The organism is Sphingobium sp. YR768 (assembly GCF_900111125.1).
Classification (GTDB): Bacteria; Pseudomonadota; Alphaproteobacteria; order Sphingomonadales; family Sphingomonadaceae; genus Sphingobium.
Map to the genome: position 1 here is coordinate 152,885 of NZ_FOGE01000002.1, position 17,736 is coordinate 170,620.

A 17,736-nucleotide genomic window follows, 5' to 3' on the forward strand; every position below is an offset into this window, starting at 1 on the left:
GGGCGTCGGGCACCGCCAGCCCCTCGCTTGCCGTTCCGCCCATTTTCCGCTAAGGGCTGCCTGTTTTTTAGGCAGTATCTTCATTCAGACCATGCGCACACTTGCTCCCATCTCCATCGGCCCGATCACCATCGACATGCCGGTCGTTCTCGCTCCGATGACGGGCGTCACCGACATGCCCTTCCGCACGCTCGTCCGTCGCTATGGCTGCGGCCTCAATGTGACGGAAATGATCGCATCGGCGGCGATGATCCGGGAAACCCGCCAGTCCCTGCAAAAAGCCGCCTGGCATCCGCTGGAAGAACCGGTGTCGATGCAGCTTGCCGGTTGCTCTCCGACCGAAATGGCCGAAGCCGCCAAGCTGAATGCCGATCGCGGCGCGGCGATCATCGACATCAATATGGGCTGCCCGGTGAAGAAGGTCGTCAATGGCGACGCTGGTAGCGCGCTGATGCGCGACCTCCCGCTTGCCGCCTCGCTGATCAAGGCGACGGTGGAGGCGGTCGATGTGCCCGTCACCGTGAAGATGCGCATGGGTTGGGATCATAGCAGCCTCAACGCCCCGGAACTCGCCCATATCGCCGAAGATCTGGGCGCAAAGCTGATCACCGTCCACGGCCGCACCCGCAACCAGATGTATAAGGGGTCGGCCGACTGGGCCTTCGTCCGCACGGTCAAGGACGCGGTCAAGCTGCCGGTCATCGTCAATGGCGACATCTGTTCGATCGAGGATGCCGACACGGCGCTGGAACAGAGCGGCGCGGACGGCGTGATGATCGGTCGCGGCGCCTATGGCCGCCCCTGGCTGATCGGTCAGGTCATGGCCTGGCTGACTGATGGAACGCGCCTTGCTGATCCGACGCTCACAGAACAATATCAGGCAATTATCGGGCATTATCATGCAATGCTCGAACATTATGATAATTACACCGGCGTCAATATGGCCCGCAAGCATATCGGCTGGTACACCAAAGGGCTGCCCGGTTCGGCCGAGTTCCGCCACAGCGTCAATCAGGAGCCGGATGCGGCGACAGTGCTGGACATGCTCGCCCGCTTCTATGAGCCGCTGATCGCCACCGGCCTCCAGCCGGCGGAGCTGCGCAGGGCTGCATGACCGGCATGCTGACGTCCATCCCGCCACTTCGGATGCAGCAGGATGGACCATCGCTGGGCGAACAAATGACGGCGCTGCCCGTAGCAACGCTGATCGTGAAACCGGACAACAGCATCGCCGATGCGAATGTCCGCACCGAAACATTACTCAACATGGCCCGATCGGCGATCATCGGCAGCGATGTTTCCCGCACCATCCGCATTGCGGAGGCCGGCGCACGTTTCGATATCTGGCACAGCAACAAGCCGATCGCCGCCTATGATATCAAGGTTCATGCCGGCCGGACCGCCGAAATGGAGGTCGACCTGATGATCGCGCCGATCGTGGATCACGACGGCTGGCGCGTCGTATCCCTCCACGCCCAAAGTCAGGCGCGCAAGATCGGTCATCGTGGCTCCGCCGGTGGCGCCCGATCGGCCATGGGCGCCGCCGCTATTCTCGCGCATGAAATCAAGAACCCGCTGTCAGGCATTCGTGGCGCCGCGCAACTTCTGGAATCCAGCCATGGCGGGCGCGACGCGGCACTGACTCAACTCATCTGCAACGAGGTCGACAGGATCGCCGCGCTGATCGACCGGATGCAGGATTTCACAACCGATCGCACATTGGAATGCCATCCTGGCAACATCTACCCATTGATCGATCGGGCAGCCGGCATTGCAGCCGCTGGATTTGCGAAAAATATAAAAATTACAAAACATTATGATCCATCATTACCATTTCCAAACATCAATGATGATGCCTTGGTGCAGGTGATGATAAATCTGCTGAAAAATGCAGCAGAAGCCCTTGATCATACAGAAAAACCATGCATTCGCGTGGAGACTGCCTTCCGTCATGGCGTCTCCGTGTTAGTCGGCGATGGCAAGGGCAGCGCCGTGCTGCCGATCGAAATTCTCGTCGTCGATAATGGACCCGGTGTGCCCGAACATATTCTCGATCATCTCTTCAATCCCTTCATCACCGGCAAGCGGGACGGGCAGGGGTTGGGTCTGGCGCTGGTGGATAAGCTGGTCCGGGACATGAGCGGCTTCGTCCAATATTCGCGCGATGTCGAAGCGGGCGAATCTACCTTCCGCATCCTGCTGCCGATGGGGGCGGTGTGATGGCTGCGATCGGCACAATATTGGTCGTGGATGACGACCCCGCCATCTGCGTGGTGGTGGGCGAAGCCCTTCGCAGGCAGGGGCATAAGGTGAAAACCGCCGCATCCATCCGTGAGCGCGCCTCCCTGATGGACAGTTTCACTCCCGACGTGCTGATCACCGATGTCATGCTGCCGGATGGCGACGGACTGGACGGGGTAGCCGATATACTCGCGACCCGGCCCGACCTCAACGTCATCGTCCTGTCTGCACAGAACACGCTCAACACCGCGATCCGCGCGACCGAAAAGGGTGCATTCGAATATCTGCCAAAGCCCTTTGATCTCAACGAACTGACCCGCGCCGTCGCCGATGCGCTCGGCACACGCCAGAGCGCCGAGGAAGCAGGCGGCGAGGTCGGCCTGCCCCATGACGGCCTGCCGCTGGTCGGCCGGTCGCCCGCGATGCAGGAAGTCTACCGCACCATCGCCCGCGTCCTGTCCAACGACCTTTCAATCCTGGTTCTGGGCGAATCGGGCACTGGCAAGGAACTGGTGGCCGAAGCGATCCACAGTCTGGGCCAGCGCCGTACCAAGCCCTTCGTGCCGATCAACATGGCCGCCATTCCGCGCGAACTGATCGAGGCGGAATTGTTCGGCTATGAGAAGGGAGCCTTCACTGGGGCCCATGTCCGCACCGCCGGCAAGTTCGAACAGGCGCAGGGCGGCACGCTCTTCCTCGACGAAATCGGCGACATGCCGATGGAGGCGCAGACCCGGCTGCTGCGCGTCCTCCAGTCGGGCGAAGTGACGACGGTTGGCGGCTCCAAGCCGGTGCGCGTCAACGTCCGCATCATCGCCGCGACCAACAAGGATCTGCCCCTGTTGATCGAAGACGGACGCTTCCGTCAGGACCTCTATTATCGCCTGAATGTCGTCCCGATCGCCCTGCCGGCCCTGCGCGAACGGCGGGAGGATGTCATCCTGCTCGCCCGCCATTTCCTGGAACGCGCCGCGCAAGAGGGCCTGCCGCGCAAGGCGCTGGCCGATGACGCGGCCCAACTGTTGATGGTGTGGCACTGGCCCGGCAATGTCCGCGAATTGCAGAATATGATGCAGCGCCTGTCGGTGCTGAGCCGCGAAAATGTCATTACTGCGGACATGCTGCGGAACATGCTGCCGCTCGATGCGATGCCGACCGACCATGCTGTCCCCGCCGACCATCTGGCGCATGCGGTGCGCGACTGGGCCAAGCGTCAGGTCGGCATCGGCCTTGGCCAGCCACAACGCAGCCTGCATGATGATCTGCTCGCAGTCGTCGAACCGATATTGTTGCAGGAAGTGCTGGCCAGCGTGGACGGGAACCAGATTCGCGCGGCCGGTCTGCTGGGCATCAACCGCAATACGCTGCGCAAGAAATTGACCGACTATGGCCTCGATCCGCTACAGTTGCGCCTGAATGATTGATCGGGATCAGTCGCATTTCAGGACGAACCGACGGGCTGCGTCGACCAACGGCATCACCCATCTGCAATTACTGTGTTTGAACGGGCACGGGGTTGTTGTAACAAAGCCACTATGAGCGGCGCGACGACACTCCCAAGGCGGGCATCGGCATGGCGGAGACATCTGCCGGCCTTCTTGCGCAAAGGGCGACTGGCGGTGCTGGTCGAGGCGGTTACGCTCGCCATATTGCTGGCGATGGCGGGCCTGACCTATCATTTGCTGTCGGGCGGGCGACAATCGGACACGCTGCTGACGCCGCCTATTGTTGCGCTGCTGCTGGTTGCGAATCTAGTCCCCGCCATCGCCCTGCTGATGCTGGTTGGGCGGCGCGTCGCCAAACGGCGCGCGGCCCAATCGGCGATCGGCAGCGACGGGCAGTTGCACGTCCGGCTTGTCGCTATCTTCTCGATCGCCGCCAGCGTGCCGACGCTGCTGGTCGTCATCTTCGCGTCCCTGCTGTTCCAATATGGCGTCCAGTTCTGGGCATCGGACAGCGCGCGCGGCATGCTCCAGAACGCCAGCGATCTGGCGCGGGGCTATTATGAGCAGAATTTGAGCGAGGTTCAGGACGAAACCATCACCATGGCGGGCGATTTGCGCGCCTATTTGAACCAGTCCCCTGTCTCCAGTCCGAAATTCGCGGAAGGCTATCTCTATCAGGTCGTCACCCGCAAGCTGAACCGGTCCTCCATCATAGAGGTCGGGAAGGACGGCATTGCTCGCACCGCCGCCGCAGTCGAGCCGGACAAGCGGGCCGCGTCGGACATATTGACGCCGGAAATCATCCGCCGCCTGGGCCGGGGTGAAGCCGCCGTCGTACAGGCGCGCCCGAACCAGATCGAAGCGGTGACGCTGCTTTATCCCAGCAGCAAAATCTATCTCTACGTCACCCGCAGCGCCGACACATCCTCCTTCAGCAATGTCGCGCGCGCACAGAAGGTGATCGCCGACTATGACGTGTTCGCCGCCCAGTCCCGCGCGCTCCAGTTGCGGTTCAACATCGCGCTGTTTCTTGGGTCGCTGCTGCTGGTCGGCATCGCTGTCTATATCGCGCTGGCCGTCGCCGACTGGATGGTCCGCCCCGTCAACGAACTGGTGACGGCAGCGCGGCGGATTACCGCCGGCGATCTGTCCGCCCGCGTCACCAGCCCGCAATCGCGCGATGAAATCGGTACGCTGGCGTCCGCCTTCAACCGCATGACCCAGCGGCTGGAAGCGCAGACCGGCGCGTTGGTCGCCGCTAACAGCCAGTTGGGCGAGCGGCGCGCCTTCATTGAAGCCATCCTGTCGGGTGTCAGCGCAGGTGTGCTGTCGGTCGATCTTCAGGGCATGATCCTGCTGCTCAACAGTTCGGCGGCTGCGATCCTGGTGGAGGAGGGCGACGATCCAGTGGGCCGTCCGCTTGCGGAAGTTTCGCCCGAACTGGCGGAATTCGTTGCATCAGAAGAGGATTCCGGCATCGTACAGGTGCGCGCTCATGGCGACCTGCGCACGCTGGCGGTGAAGGTGGCGCAGGATGCCTCGCGTCACATCCTGACTTTCGACGACATCACCCAACAGCTATCCGACCAGCGCCGCGCTGCCTGGTCCGACGTCGCGCGCCGCATCGCGCATGAGATCAAGAACCCACTGACACCGATCCAGCTTGCGGCCGAACGGCTCCAGCGCCGCTATGCCGAGGAAATCACTAGCGACAAGGCGACCTTCACCCGCCTGACCGGCACCATTGTCCGTCAGGTGGGCGACCTGCGGCGCATCGTGGACGAATTCTCCTCCTTCGCGCGGATGCCCAAACCGGTGTTCCGGCGCGAAGCTGTCGGTGACATCGCCCGCCATGCGCTATTCCTGCATGAAGTCGCGCATCCCGATATCCGTTTCGAATATCATACCGAAACGCCCGATGCGGAACTGGTCTGCGATCGCCGCCAATTGGGGCAGGCGTTGACGAACATCGTCAAGAATGCGGTGGAAGCCATTGAACCTAAAGGACCACCATCGGAAGGCGCGCTTCGCGGTCATGTCAGCATGACGATGGCGCAGGGTGACGACGACCTGATCATCACCGTGCGCGACGACGGCATTGGACTGCCGCCTGAACGCGACCGGATATTGGAACCCTATATGACGACACGGACCAAGGGGACGGGTCTTGGCTTGGCCATCGTCAAGAAGATTGTCGAGGAGCATCTGGGAGAGATTCGCTTCGATGACGCCGTGGGTGGCGGCGCATGCGTAACCCTCCGCTTTGCGGCGGGGGCACTGGAAAAAATGGAAGAGGGGCAGGTAATCGCCATGCCCCAGGGTAAAATGACGGGAAAAGTGACGGCCAATGGCGCTTGATATTCTGATAGTCGACGATGAAGAGGATATTCGTGATCTCGTCGCGGGTGTTCTTGAGGATGAAGGCTTCACCACCCGCACCGCCGCCAACAGCGACAGCGCGATCGATGCGCTGGATGCGCGACGACCATCGCTGGTGCTGCTGGACGTCTGGCTCCAGGGCTCGCGGATGGACGGCCTTGAACTGCTGGACGAAATCAAGCGACGTGATCCCAGCATCCCGGTCCTGATGATTTCCGGCCACGGCAATATCGACACGGCAGTCGCCGCCATCCGTAAGGGTGCGGCCGACTTCATCGAAAAGCCGTTCGAAGCCGACCGACTGCTCCACCTCGTGTCACGCGCGACCGAGACTGAACGGCTGCGGCGCGAAAATCAGGTGCTGCGCGCGCGCTTCGGGCAGGATGACGAACTGACCGGCACATCGGCGTCGATCAACAGCGTTCGCGCCACGATCAAGAAGGTAGCCGGCACCGGTAGTCGCGTCCTTATTTCCGGCCCTGCGGGCGTCGGCAAGGAAATCGCCGCCCGCATGCTCCATAGCTGGAGCGGCCGTGCGGACTCGCCCTTCATCATCGTCGCGGCTGCCCGCATGGACCCCGACCGGGTCGAGGAGGAACTGTTCGGTGTCGAGGACCCTAGCGGACTCGTTCGCCCCGGCTTCCTGGAACAGTCGCATGGCGGCACGCTCTATCTGGACGAAATTGCTGACATGCCGTTGACGACGCAGGGCAAGATTCTGCGCGTGCTGACCGACCAGAGCTTCACCCGCGTCGGTGGCCAGCGGCAGGTGAAGGTCGACGTGCGCGTCATTTCCTCCACCGCGCTCGACCTGTCGGGCGAAATTGAGGAACGCCGTTTCCGCGAGGATCTCTTCTATCGCCTGAATGTCGTACCGCTCGCCATTCCGCCTTTGTCGGAACGGCGTGACGATATTCCGCCGCTGGTCGAACATTATCTCGCCCGTTTTGCCGCCGACCGTCGCGTCGCACCGCCCGAGATCGCGAGCGACGCCATGGCCGCGCTTCAAGCCAATGAATGGCCGGGCAATGTGCGCCAGTTGCGCAACGTCATCGAACGCACCATGATCCTGGCGCCCGGCGATCGGATCGGCCGGATCGAACTGGACATGCTGCCGTCCGAATTGACGAGCGGTGGCGGCGGGGAGGGGATCGGCCAGTCCGCCATCATGGGCGCGCCGCTGCGGGAAGCGCGGGAGAGTTTCGAGCGTGAATATCTGCGTATCCAGATCCGCCGCTTTTCCGGCAATATTTCGCGCACGGCGACCTTCATCGGCATGGAGCGGTCGGCGCTGCATCGCAAGCTGAAGCTTCTCGGCATTACCGAGGGCAAGGAATAGGCAGGCTCACGGCCGTTCGGCAGGGGCCAGCGCCGCCTTTCCGAACGGCTGGTAAATGGACATAGGCAGAATTTTGCCCAATCCTTTCTCGGCCATGGACGCCTCTTCGCAATTGCGGTAGGACTTCCCTTGTTCCCGGTCCGCGGGGACAGGCAAGACACCCTGCTTAAGGGCGCGCGCGCGGGTAACGTCCCGCCAAGAATATAGGACGGCGTAATCCATGGCCGATAAAGCGAATAATCTTCAGGATATCTTCCTGAACAGCCTGCGCAAGAGCAAGACCCCGGTGACCATGTTCCTGGTCAAGGGCGTGAAGCTTCAGGGCATCATCACCTGGTTCGACAATTTTTCCGTGCTGCTGCGCCGCGATGGCCAGTCGCAGCTCGTCTACAAGCACGCCATCTCCACGGTAATGCCGGCCCAGCCGATGGACCTGACGGACCTGCGCAAGGCCAGCGACGGCAATGGCAAGTCCAAGCTGTTGCAGGAAATCTTCCTGTCGGCCGTCCGCAAATCGGGCAGCCCGGTCACCATGTTCCTGGTCAATGGCGTGATGCTTCAGGGCGAAATCGCCGCCTTCGACCTGTTCTGCATGCTGCTGGAACGCGACGGCATGGTTCAGCTCGTCTACAAGCACGCCATTTCGACAGTCCAGCCGCTCCATGCGCTCGACCTGACCGGCGAGAACGAACAGGACGACTGATCGGTTGGAGTAGGCCAATCCCACCTCCGTTCGTGCTGAGCTTGTCGAAGCACGCGCGCGAACGCAGGTGTGGATTATGTGGACCTCTCATCCCTCCAGTGCTTTAAGCCGCCATGGCCATATTCAACCGCGACTCCGATGACGAAGTGGCGCGCGGCGCGCGCGCCGTCGTCGTTCATGCCGAAACCCATAATGCAGACCGCCGCGACAGCGATGCCCGGCTGGAAGAAGCGCGCGGCCTGGCCCTCGCCATCGGCATAGATGTACGCGCAGCGCAGGCTTTCCGCGTACGCGACCGCAAGCCCGCCACCCTGTTCGGAAGCGGGCAGGTGGACCAGATCGCCACACTGGCCCGGCAGGAAGAGGCCGAACTCATCATCGTCGACAACAGTCTGTCGCCGGTGCAACAGAGCAATCTGGAAAAATCCTGCGAGGCTAAGGTCATCGACCGGACCGGCCTGATCCTGGAAATCTTCGGCGAACGCGCCGCCACCAATGAAGGCCGGTTGCAGGTCGAACTCGCCCATCTCGACTATCAGGCCGGGCGGCTGGTGCGCAGTTGGACCCATTTGGAGCGGCAACGCGGCGGCTTCGGTTTCCTTGGCGGCCCCGGCGAAACCCAGATCGAAGCGGACCGCCGCATGATCCGCGATCGCATGGCGAAAATTCGCCGCGAACTGGATCAGGTCACACGCACCCGTGGCCTTCACCGCGCCCGGCGCCAGCGCGCACCATGGCCGGTGATCGCGCTGGTCGGCTATACCAATGCCGGAAAATCGACGCTTTTCAACCGGATGACCGGTGCTGACGTCATGGCGGAAGATTTGCTCTTCGCCACGCTGGACCCGACCATGCGCCAAATCGCGCTGCCCGGCCTGGACAAGGCGATCCTGTCCGACACGGTGGGCTTCGTCTCCGACCTGCCGACCCAGCTTATCGCGGCCTTCCGTGCGACGCTGGAAGAAGTGCTGTCGGCCGACCTGATCGTCCATGTCCGCGACATCGCCCATCCCGATACGGAAGCGCAGCGCGACGATGTGCTCGACGTGCTGGGCGAACTCGATGTCGTCGGCGAAAATGCGGACGAAGACGCGCCGCCGATCATCGAGGCGTGGAACAAGCTCGACCTGCTGGAGGATGAAGACGCAGCGCTCGTCCGTGAACAGGCCGCGCGCCGGGACGATGTCGTCATCCTTTCGGCTTTGACCGGGGAGGGCGTCGATACGCTCCAGCGCACCGTCAGCGACCGCATGACCCGCGGTGCCAAAGTCTATGGTCTGCGCATCCCGGTGTCCGACGGCGCGACCCTCGCCTGGCTGCATGAACATGGCGAAGTCCTGTCTACCGTCGTCGAAGATGAAGAAACCCGCGTCGAAGCCCGCCTGTCGGACGCGGCCTTCGCCCGCTTTTCCAAGCGCGGGCGCGCTTAGGCTATAAATCGCAGCTGTCAGCGGCTAACATGGCTCCCGATCCATGGGAGCCATGCCATGAAAGTTGCTGTTTTCAGTACCCATCCGTTCGATCGCCGCTTCTTCGATGCCGCCAATGAAGGGGCGGAGCCGAGACAGCAACTGACCTATCTGGAAACCCGACTGGACAGCGTCTCCGCGCCGCTCGCCGCCGGTCATCGGGCGATTTGCGCCTTCGTCAACGACCGGCTCGATCGGGCGACACTGGAGATATTGGCGGGGCAGGGCGTTCGCCTGCTGGCCCTGCGCAGCGCGGGCTTCAACCATGTCGATCTGGCCGCCGCGGCGGAACTGGGCCTGTCCGTTGCGCGAGTGCCCGCTTATTCGCCAGACGCGATAGCCGAACATACGGTCGCGATGATCCTGACCCTGAACCGCAAGATCCACAAAGCCTATAACCGGGTTCGCGAAGGCAATTTTGCCCTGGACGGCCTGCTGGGTTTCGATCTGCGCGGGCGGACGGTCGGCATCGTCGGCACTGGCAAGATCGGCCTCAACGTCGCGCGCATCATGCGCGGCTTCGACTGTAGCGTGATCGCGCATGATCCTTTTCCCGACCCGGCAGGCCTCACGGCGATCGGCGGCACCTATGTCGATTGGCCCGAATTGCTGGAACGGTCGGACATCATCTCGCTGCATTGCCCGCTGACGCCCGACACGCGCCATCTGATCGATGCCGATGCCATCGCGCAGATGAAGCCGGACGTGATGCTGATCAATACCAGTCGCGGCGCCGTAGTCGACACCCGTGCCCTGGTCGAAGGCCTGAAAGCTGGCCGCATCGGCTATGTCGGGCTGGACGTCTATGAGGAAGAGGAGGGGCTGTTCTTCAACGACCTGTCCGATCAGCCGATCCGCGATGACCTCTTCGCCCGGCTGCTGACCTTCCCCAATGTCCTGATCACCGGCCATCAGGCCTTCTTCACCCGTGAGGCGCTAACCGCGATCGCCGAAACCACCATCGCCAATATCGCCGCCTTCGAAGCGAATGGCGCGCCTCTCTATCCAGTAACGGCAGCCGCACGATAACCAGAATTAATTCCCATTGGAGTCAGGGCATTATGAGTTATCCTTTCCAGCTTGATAAGAATTTCGCGAAAATCCCTAAAAATGGCGCGTCCGGGATCGTTCTTGGAACTATCAGGCCGAACGCTTCTGGTTCAGCCGGTTAATCATATTTATCGGTGGGGGACTGTATGACGGTTGTGGGGACCAATTCGATCGCATTGCGTGTGTCCAATTCATCGACGGCCGCGTCCATGATGTTGAACAATGCCATGGAAAGGCTATCGACAGGCAAGCGGATCAACTCCGCCAAGGACGATGCTGCCGGCATGGGCATCGCCATGATGATGACGGCGCAGGTCCGCGGTATCACACAGGGCATCCGCAACGCCAGTGACGGCCTTTCGCTCGCACAGACCGCGGATGGGGCGCTGGCGGAAATGAGCAACATGCTGCAACGCATGCGCGAACTGACGGTGCAGGCGCTCAACGGCACAAATGACAATGATGCACGCAGCGCCATCAAGACCGAGATGGATCAGCTTGCGACGCAGATCACCGACGAATTCACCAATTCGGAATTTAACGGCACAAAATTGTTCGACGGGTCGAGCACATCCGTCCATATTCAGGCGGGCGCCAATGCTTCGAACGGCCTGTCGATTGACCTGACGGACCTGAGCACCGACGCAACGCTGGCGGCCGTGGTCAACGGCACGGTCGCCACGGTGGATGTTACCGATCCAGCCTTTTCGGCTGCCGACCTCGTCAAGTTCGACGATGCGATCAACAGCATCTCTGCGGCGCGCGGCACCTTCGGCGCGATGCAGAACCGGCTGGAATCGGTGATCACCAATCTTTCGACCGAAATGCTGAGCCTGACGGACTCTCGCAGCCGGATCGAGGATGCCGATTTTTCGCATGAAACGACCCAATTGGCAAAGGCACAGATATTGAGCCAGGCGTCGACCGCCATGCTGGCGCAGGCCAACCAGAGCCAGCAGGGCATATTGAAGCTGCTGGGCTAAAGGGCTCGGCTGACGGATATCGTGATCGGCCAGGCGGGGGGAGGTGCCCGATCACATCAATCCGGAAAGTTTTTCTGCGCGCTTGGCCTCCTGCCACAGCGCTTCCTGTTGCTCCAAAGACAGGTCAGCGAACACCCCGCCAGCCAATGCTTCCATCGTGCGGAAGCGCCGGTCGAATTTGGCATTGCCCTTGCGCAGAGCAGTTTCTGGATCGATCTTCAGATGGCGTGCAAGGTTGACTACCGCAAAGAGCAGATCACCTATCTCTTCCTCACGCGCATCCTGGCTCTCTGCTTCGCGCACTTCGTCCAGTTCCTCGACGATCTTGTCGATCACGCGGACCGTGTCCGGCCAGTCAAAGCCGGTCCGCGCCGCGCGCTTCTGCAACTTCTCCGCCCGCAGCAGTGCGGGCAGGGCTGCGGCTACGCCAGCCAGAGCGCTCGGATCGGGTTCCTTTTCGGCGCGCTCGGCCGCCTTGATGACCTCCCATTGCGCATGGCCATCCTCACGCCGCGCACCTTCACCAAAGACATGCGGGTGTCGGCGGATCATCTTCTGCGTGATCGCGTCGATCACATCCTGCAAGGCGAAATGACCGGCCTGTTCGGCCATGCGACTGTGAAAAGCCACCTGAAGCAGCACATCCCCGAGTTCGTCGCGCAGCGCCTGCATGTCATTGCGCTCGATCGCATCGGCAACCTCATAGGCTTCCTCGATCGTATAGGGCGCGATCGATGCGAAATCCTGCTCGATATCCCAAGGGCAACCCGTATCCGGATCGCGCAACCGCGCCATCACATTGGCAAGCGGCATGATGTCGGCAGGACTGGCTTTTGACATGAGGAAATCCGAACAGAGGAAAGGCTATGCCAATTCGATAGGGGCTGCGCGATGCACTGAAAAGCCCCCATCACTAGCCATCACATAAAGTTCGATAATAAGGATTATGTTAAATAATCCCATAATCCATCATCGCTTCCATATGTCTACCTCGCTGTCGCACCGACACTTCAATCCTCGGCAATCAGGCTGTTTTTCGCCGTGTCGCGCATCTTCACATAGACCGTCAGTGAAATCGCGATCATCACCGTGACATAGATGTAGAATGCCTGCTCCATCCCAGCCTGCTTGAACCACAGCGCGACGAATTCCGCCGTGCCGCCGAACAAGGTATTGGCCAGCGCATAAGGCAGCGCCACGCCCAGCGCCCGGATATGCGCGGGAAAGAGTTCGGCCTTCACCACCGCATTGATCGACGTGTAGCCGGTCACGATCACCAGTCCGACCATCACCAGCGCCCCGGCAACCACCGGATCTTTCGTCGTCGCCAATGTAGTGAAGATCGGATAGGTGCAGAGCATACCCAGCACACCGAAGCCAACCATCAGCGGCTTTCGCCCGATCCTGTCAGACAGCGCGCCCGCCACCGGCTGCAACAGCATGAACAGGAACAATGTCACTGCATTGATCTGCGACGCGGTTTCCCGGCTCAACCCACTCGTATTCACCAGGAATTTCTGCATGTAGATGCTGTAGGCATAGAAGGCGATCGTGCCGCCCGCCGTCAACAGCATCACCGTCAGCGTCTCGCGCGGATGATTGGTGATCAGTTCCACGAAACTGGATTTGGGGGCGCCCTGCGCCTTGGCCACCGCGAAGCTCTGTGTCTCCGCCAACCCGCGCCGCAACCAGAAGACGATGATCGCCAGCGCCCCGCCGATGAAAAAGGGAATGCGCCATCCCCAGGCATCCAGTTGCGCTTCGGTCAAGGTCGCCTGCAACAACAGCAGGACACAGATCGCCACCAATTGCCCGGCGATCAGCGTGACATATTGGAAACTGGAGAAGAAACCGCGCCGGCTCTTGCCCGCCATTTCCGACAGATAGGTCGCACTCGCACCATATTCGCCGCCGATCGACAGGCCCTGCATCAACCGGGCCAATACCAGCAGCAGCGGCGCCGCGACACCTATCGTCTCATAGCCCGGCGTGATCCCGATCAGCAGCGACCCGGCACACATCAGCGCCACCGACAGTGTCAGCCCGCTCTTGCGCCCATGCCGGTCGGCATAAACGCCCATCAGCCAGGCCCCGATCGGTCGCATCAGGAAACCGACGGCGAAGATGCCCGCCGCGCTCAACAATTGCGCGGTGCGATCCTCGCTCGGGAAGAAATGCGGCGCGAAATAGAGGGTGAAGGCGGCATAGGCATACCAGTCATACCATTCGACCAGATTACCGGTGGATCCGCCGATAATCGCCTTCAATCGCTGGGCCTGCGTCGGCGCGCCCGCATCCTTTGATGTCGTCATGGCGTCAGCACCATTTCCCCATTTTGCACGCCCCAGCTTTTCAGGCGCGACAGCGTGTTCATGCCGATCACATTGACCTCGCCAAAGGCCGGCGACACCACGACGGGCAGGTCACTGGCGCGGATCGGTCCGATTTCCAGCGTGGCGATGCTGGACTGCCGCGCCTCGACCTTGCCATTGGCGGTCGACAGCACGACACCCGGCGCGCCGACATCGTAATTGAGGCCAGCGGCACGCGCCGTATTTTCCGACAAAGCCGTGAAAGTCGCCCCACTATCGATCAGGAAGCGCGCGGATGAACCATTGATCCTGCCTTCGACCCAATAATGGCCATCGGGCGCCACGGGTATCCGCAGCGTTCCCCCTTCGGCACGCGCCTTGGGAAGCGAGGCAGGGGCTTCATCCGCAGATACGGCCTCCCCCTCCTCCACCCAGCGGCCGGTCAGATAGCCCTGCGTCTGTGCGAATTTGAAGATGCCGAGCAGCCCGGCAAAGATCGCGACCCACAGCAACGCCATCTTGAGCACGCTGCCCCACGCCAGCCGACGGCCGATCAGCGAGGATGCGACGAAGACGATCGCCAGCACATACCAGATGGTCGATGCTGTCTGATCGCCGTCCATCAGGCCCCCTGCTCGATTGCGTCCAACACCACCACCATGCCGTCATAGCCCGGCTCTACCCCCTTGGGGAGAGTATCGCACAATGTCGCATAATCCATGCTCTGGTCCATATGCGTCAGGATGGCACGGCCCGGCCGGGTCGCGGCGATCCCGTCCAGCGTCAGCGCCAGATGCGGATGGGTCGGGTGCGGTTTCTGCCGCAGGGCATCCACCACCCAGACATCCAGCCCGTCATAAAGCGCCAGCATATCCGGCGTCAGTGCATGGAAATCGGTCGCATAGCCGATCGATCGGCCGCCATGGCTGAAGCGAAAGCCGGTCGAATAAATCTCGCCATGCGGCTGGTCGACGCAGGCAATATCGATATCGCCGATCCGCAGGCCATTGGGCAGGACATGCGCCTCGATCGTAGGATGATAGCCGTTCCGCCCGTCAAAGGCGTAGGCGAAGCGTTGCTGCATCAGCATCAGCGTCTGCGCCCGTGCATAGCCGGGAACGGGCATGCGGCGATGATGATAAAGCTGGCGGACATCGTCCAGTCCATGGGTATGATCGGCATGATCATGCGTCCACAGGATCGCGTCGATCTGGATGACGTCCGCTGCCAGCAACTGCGCCCGCATGTCCGGCGAGGTGTCGACCAGGATGCGGGTCGTGGCGCTTTCCACCAATATCGATACGCGGGTCCGCCGGTTCTTCGGCTCGGCGGGATCGCAATCGCCCCAGTCATTGCCGATACGGGGCACGCCGGACGATGTGCCGCTGCCCAGGATCGTGAGCTTCAGGCTCATGCGACCTTGGCAAAAAGCGTGCGGAAATTGGCGGAGGTTGCTGCCGCCAGCGCCTCGACACTCTCGCCGCGCAGATTGGCGAGGAACTGCGCCGTATCCGCGACGAAGGCCGGTTCGCAGCTTTTGCCCCGGTGCGGCACCGGCGCCAGAAAGGGCGAATCCGTTTCCACCAACAGCCGGTCGATCGGCAGGCGCGCTGCCGTCTCCTGCAAATCCTTCGCGCTCTTGAAGGTCACGATGCCTGAAATGCTGATGTAGAAGCCCAGGTCCATCGCCGCATCGGCAAAGGCCCCGCTCGCGGTGAAGCAATGGATGACGCCCGAATAAGGCCCCTTCTCCATCTCGTCCCGCATGATCGCCAGCGTATCCTCTTCCGCCTCGCGCGTGTGGACGATCAGCGGCAGTCCGGTTTCGCGGCAGGCGGCGATATGCGATCGGAAGCTCTTCTGCTGCCGCTCACGATCGCTATGATCATAATAATAATCGAGGCCGGTTTCGCCGATGCCCACCACACGCGGATGCGCTGCGCGCTGGACCAGCTTGGCGGTATCGACATGGGGATGCTCGTCCGCCTCATGCGGATGGATGCCGACCGTCGCCCAGACATCCGCCTCGCGCACGGCAGTATCCAGTACCGAGTCCCACTCGCTCTCGCGGGTGGCGATGTTGAGCATCAGATCGATGCCCCGCGCCCGCGCCCGGTCCAGCACATTGGCCTGATCCTCGATCAGGCCTTTGTAGTTCAGGTGGCAATGGCTGTCGATCAGCATGGGCTCAGGCGTCCGCTTCGGCCAGTTCGAGGCGCGGGAACAGCGGCTTGGGCGCGGCCAGCACGAAGCCGCTTTCGGCGAGCGACGAATACCAATGGCCGCCGATCGCCTCATAGCTGCGCTTGTCTTCCGGCACGCCCATAAGGTCGAGCAACGCGGTCGCGCTCGCGGGAATGACCGGCAATATGGCGACCGCCAGTTGGGCGATGGCGATGTACAGGGTCGCGAGCACCGTTTCCATCCGTTGGGGATCGGTCTTGCGCAGCGCCCAGGGCGCCTGGGCATCGATATATTGGTTGCACGCGAAACAGGCACGCAGCCACGCCTCGATCGCCACGCTCGGCGCCAGTTCGGCGAAAGCGGCAGGCATGTCGGTGCGGATGGTCTTGTCCAGCAGCGTGAAAAGCTCGTCATCGGCTGCATCATGGCCATGGATCGCCGGCAGGCGGCCTTCCAGATTCTTCGCGATGAAGCTCAGGGCGCGCTGCGCCAGATTGCCGAATGCATTGCCCAGATCGCTGTTCGCCCGCTGGACGATCGCCTCCGCGCTATAGCTGCCGTCATTGCCAAAGGTCACTTCGGACAGCAGGAAATAACGCAACTGATCGACCCCGAACCGGTCAGCCAGTTCCATCGGGTCGGCGACATTGCCAACCGACTTCGACATCTTCTCGCCCCGGTTCAGCAGGAAGCCATGGCCGAACACCTGCTTGGGCAAAGGCAGCTTCGCACTCATCAGGAAAGCCGGCCAGTACACCGTGTGAAACCGCACGATATCCTTGCCGATGATGTGGGTGATATCGCCACCTTCAGCCCAATAGCGCGCCATCCGCTCCGCATCGTCGGGATAGCCGCAACCGGTCAGATAATTGGTGAGCGCATCGACCCACACATACATGACATGGCCTTCGGTGCCCGGCACCTTCACACCCCAGTCGAAACTGGTGCGGGATATGCTAAGGTCACTCAGACCGCCTTCGACAAAGCGCAGGATTTCATTGCGGCGGCTGTCAGGCTGAATGAAATCGGGCTGGCTTTCATACAGCGCCAGCAACCGGTCCTGATAGGCGGACAGGCGGAAGAACCAGCTTTCCTCGATCGTCCATTCGACCGGCGTGTTCTGGGGGGATAGCTTGACGCCCCCTTCCCCCTCGATAATTTCCTTCTCATCATAAAAGGCTTCATCGCGGACCGAATACCAGCCTTCATAACGGCCCAGATACAGGTCGCCATTGGCCTCCATCGCCCGCCAGATCGCCTGGCTGGCGGCGTGATGATCCGCTTCGCTGGTGCGGATGAAACGGTCATGGCTGATATTCAACCGCTCGTTCATCTGCTTGAAATAGCCAGCCATTTCATCGGCCAGTTCGCGCGGCTCGATACCGCGGCCGCGCGCCGTCTGGGCCATTTTCAGCCCATGTTCGTCAGTGCCGGTCTGAAAGAAGACGTCGCGGCCCATCATCCGCTGGAAACGGGCGACCGCATCGGTGGCGATCACCTCATAGGCATGGCCGATATGCGGGCGGCCATTGGGATAGGAAATGGCGGTGGTGATGGTAAAAGGCTTGGACATGGCGCTTCCCTAGCCTCTCATCGCGCCGCCGCAAAGCCGCTTTTCAGCCAACGCATTT

15 protein-coding genes are annotated in these 17,736 nt (G+C 61.6%); 9 read left to right on the forward strand and 6 right to left on the reverse strand.

The features are described 5' to 3' along the window. Nucleotides 1-91 precede the first annotated feature (91 nt). The 9 genes from dusB to BMX92_RS03175 all read left to right on the forward strand — a co-directional run bounded on the left by dusB (nt 92) and on the right by BMX92_RS03175 (nt 11,609). Complete coding sequence (dusB, locus tag BMX92_RS03130) at nt 92-1,114, forward strand: tRNA dihydrouridine synthase DusB (protein WP_093011715.1); 1,023 nt, start codon at nt 92-94, stop codon at nt 1,112-1,114. Continuing rightward, nucleotides 1,111-2,220, forward strand: a complete 1,110-nt coding sequence (locus tag BMX92_RS03135; RefSeq protein WP_093011718.1) for a two-component system sensor histidine kinase NtrB — start codon at nt 1,111-1,113, stop codon at nt 2,218-2,220. The genes dusB and BMX92_RS03135 overlap by 4 nt, the downstream gene beginning before the upstream one ends. After that, nucleotides 2,220-3,665 (forward strand): nitrogen regulation protein NR(I), encoded by a 1,446-nt coding sequence (gene ntrC / locus BMX92_RS03140; protein WP_093011722.1) that lies wholly within the window; start codon nt 2,220-2,222, stop codon nt 3,663-3,665. The genes BMX92_RS03135 and ntrC overlap by 1 nt, the downstream gene beginning before the upstream one ends. Before the next feature lie 111 nt (nt 3,666-3,776). Further along, nucleotides 3,777-6,044, forward strand: coding sequence for a sensor histidine kinase (locus BMX92_RS03145; RefSeq protein ID WP_093011725.1), 2,268 nt, complete (start codon nt 3,777-3,779; stop codon nt 6,042-6,044). Further along, a complete protein-coding gene (locus tag BMX92_RS03150) occupies nt 6,034-7,404 on the forward strand; it encodes a nitrogen assimilation response regulator NtrX (protein ID WP_093011728.1) in 1,371 nt (456 codons plus the stop codon). Before BMX92_RS03145 ends, BMX92_RS03150 begins: the two co-directional genes overlap by 11 nt. Nucleotides 7,405-7,624: 220 nt before the next feature. Then, on the forward strand, nt 7,625-8,107 hold the full coding sequence (gene hfq / locus BMX92_RS03160) for an RNA chaperone Hfq (RefSeq protein WP_093011734.1): 483 nt from the start codon (nt 7,625-7,627) through the stop codon (nt 8,105-8,107). A gap of 113 nt (nt 8,108-8,220) precedes the next feature. Beyond that, on the forward strand, nt 8,221-9,537 hold the full coding sequence (gene hflX / locus BMX92_RS03165) for a GTPase HflX (RefSeq protein WP_093011736.1): 1,317 nt from the start codon (nt 8,221-8,223) through the stop codon (nt 9,535-9,537). A 57-nt stretch (nt 9,538-9,594) separates the two neighbouring features. Beyond that, entirely contained in the window at nt 9,595-10,605 is a 1,011-nt protein-coding gene (locus BMX92_RS03170) for a 2-hydroxyacid dehydrogenase (RefSeq protein ID WP_093011739.1), read from the forward strand. 167 nt (nt 10,606-10,772) lie between these two features. Continuing rightward, nucleotides 10,773-11,609, forward strand: coding sequence for a flagellin N-terminal helical domain-containing protein (locus BMX92_RS03175; protein ID WP_093011742.1), 837 nt, complete (start codon nt 10,773-10,775; stop codon nt 11,607-11,609). 51 nt (nt 11,610-11,660) lie between these two features. Here the strand turns inward: BMX92_RS03175 and mazG are convergent, their stop codons facing one another. The 6 genes from mazG to metG all read right to left on the reverse strand — a co-directional run bounded on the left by mazG (nt 11,661) and on the right by metG (nt 17,678). Further along, nucleotides 11,661-12,449 (reverse strand): nucleoside triphosphate pyrophosphohydrolase, encoded by a 789-nt coding sequence (gene mazG, locus BMX92_RS03180; RefSeq protein ID WP_093011744.1) that lies wholly within the window; start codon nt 12,447-12,449, stop codon nt 11,661-11,663. Nucleotides 12,450-12,619: 170 nt separating this feature from the next. Then, nucleotides 12,620-13,921, reverse strand: a complete 1,302-nt coding sequence (locus BMX92_RS03185) for an MFS transporter (protein WP_093011747.1) — start codon at nt 13,919-13,921, stop codon at nt 12,620-12,622. Then, nucleotides 13,918-14,544, reverse strand: coding sequence for a retropepsin-like aspartic protease family protein (locus BMX92_RS03190; RefSeq protein WP_093011750.1), 627 nt, complete (start codon nt 14,542-14,544; stop codon nt 13,918-13,920). Before BMX92_RS03190 ends, BMX92_RS03185 begins: the two co-directional genes overlap by 4 nt. Beyond that, the gene (locus tag BMX92_RS03195) at nt 14,544-15,335 is read right to left on the reverse strand and encodes an MBL fold metallo-hydrolase (RefSeq protein ID WP_093011753.1); all 792 of its coding nucleotides are present in this window, start codon (nt 15,333-15,335) and stop codon (nt 14,544-14,546) included. The genes BMX92_RS03190 and BMX92_RS03195 overlap by 1 nt, the downstream gene beginning before the upstream one ends. Beyond that, nucleotides 15,332-16,105: a TatD family hydrolase gene (locus BMX92_RS03200; protein ID WP_093011756.1), complete on the reverse strand. Its 774-nt coding sequence runs from the start codon at nt 16,103-16,105 to the stop codon at nt 15,332-15,334. The genes BMX92_RS03195 and BMX92_RS03200 overlap by 4 nt, the downstream gene beginning before the upstream one ends. A 4-nt stretch (nt 16,106-16,109) precedes the next feature. After that, nucleotides 16,110-17,678 carry a methionine--tRNA ligase gene (gene metG, locus BMX92_RS03205; RefSeq protein ID WP_093011759.1) on the reverse strand — a complete coding sequence of 523 codons (1,569 nt, stop codon included), beginning with the start codon at nt 17,676-17,678 and terminating at the stop codon, nt 16,110-16,112. Nucleotides 17,679-17,736 lie beyond the last annotated feature (58 nt).

Excerpts from the sequence above, each read along its gene's own strand:
- metG (WP_093011759.1), bottom strand. The coding sequence starts at position 17,678 with ATGTCCAAGCCTTTTACCATCACCACCGCCATTTCCTATCCCAATGGC.
- BMX92_RS03195 (WP_093011753.1), bottom strand. The coding sequence starts at position 15,335 with ATGAGCCTGAAGCTCACGATCCTGGGCAGCGGCACATCGTCCGGCGTG.
- BMX92_RS03135 (WP_093011718.1), top strand. The coding sequence starts at position 1,111 with ATGACCGGCATGCTGACGTCCATCCCGCCACTTCGGATGCAGCAGGAT.
- BMX92_RS03175 (WP_093011742.1), top strand. The coding sequence starts at position 10,773 with ATGACGGTTGTGGGGACCAATTCGATCGCATTGCGTGTGTCCAATTCA.
- BMX92_RS03200 (WP_093011756.1), bottom strand. The coding sequence starts at position 16,105 with ATGCTGATCGACAGCCATTGCCACCTGAACTACAAAGGCCTGATCGAG.
- BMX92_RS03190 (WP_093011750.1), bottom strand. The coding sequence starts at position 14,544 with ATGGACGGCGATCAGACAGCATCGACCATCTGGTATGTGCTGGCGATC.
- BMX92_RS03150 (WP_093011728.1), top strand. The coding sequence starts at position 6,034 with ATGGCGCTTGATATTCTGATAGTCGACGATGAAGAGGATATTCGTGAT.
- mazG (WP_093011744.1), bottom strand. The coding sequence starts at position 12,449 with ATGTCAAAAGCCAGTCCTGCCGACATCATGCCGCTTGCCAATGTGATG.
- BMX92_RS03185 (WP_093011747.1), bottom strand. The coding sequence starts at position 13,921 with ATGACGACATCAAAGGATGCGGGCGCGCCGACGCAGGCCCAGCGATTG.
- ntrC (WP_093011722.1), top strand. The coding sequence starts at position 2,220 with ATGGCTGCGATCGGCACAATATTGGTCGTGGATGACGACCCCGCCATC.
- hflX (WP_093011736.1), top strand. The coding sequence starts at position 8,221 with ATGGCCATATTCAACCGCGACTCCGATGACGAAGTGGCGCGCGGCGCG.
- BMX92_RS03170 (WP_093011739.1), top strand. The coding sequence starts at position 9,595 with ATGAAAGTTGCTGTTTTCAGTACCCATCCGTTCGATCGCCGCTTCTTC.
- dusB (WP_093011715.1), top strand. The coding sequence starts at position 92 with ATGCGCACACTTGCTCCCATCTCCATCGGCCCGATCACCATCGACATG.
- hfq (WP_093011734.1), top strand. The coding sequence starts at position 7,625 with ATGGCCGATAAAGCGAATAATCTTCAGGATATCTTCCTGAACAGCCTG.
- BMX92_RS03145 (WP_093011725.1), top strand. The coding sequence starts at position 3,777 with ATGAGCGGCGCGACGACACTCCCAAGGCGGGCATCGGCATGGCGGAGA.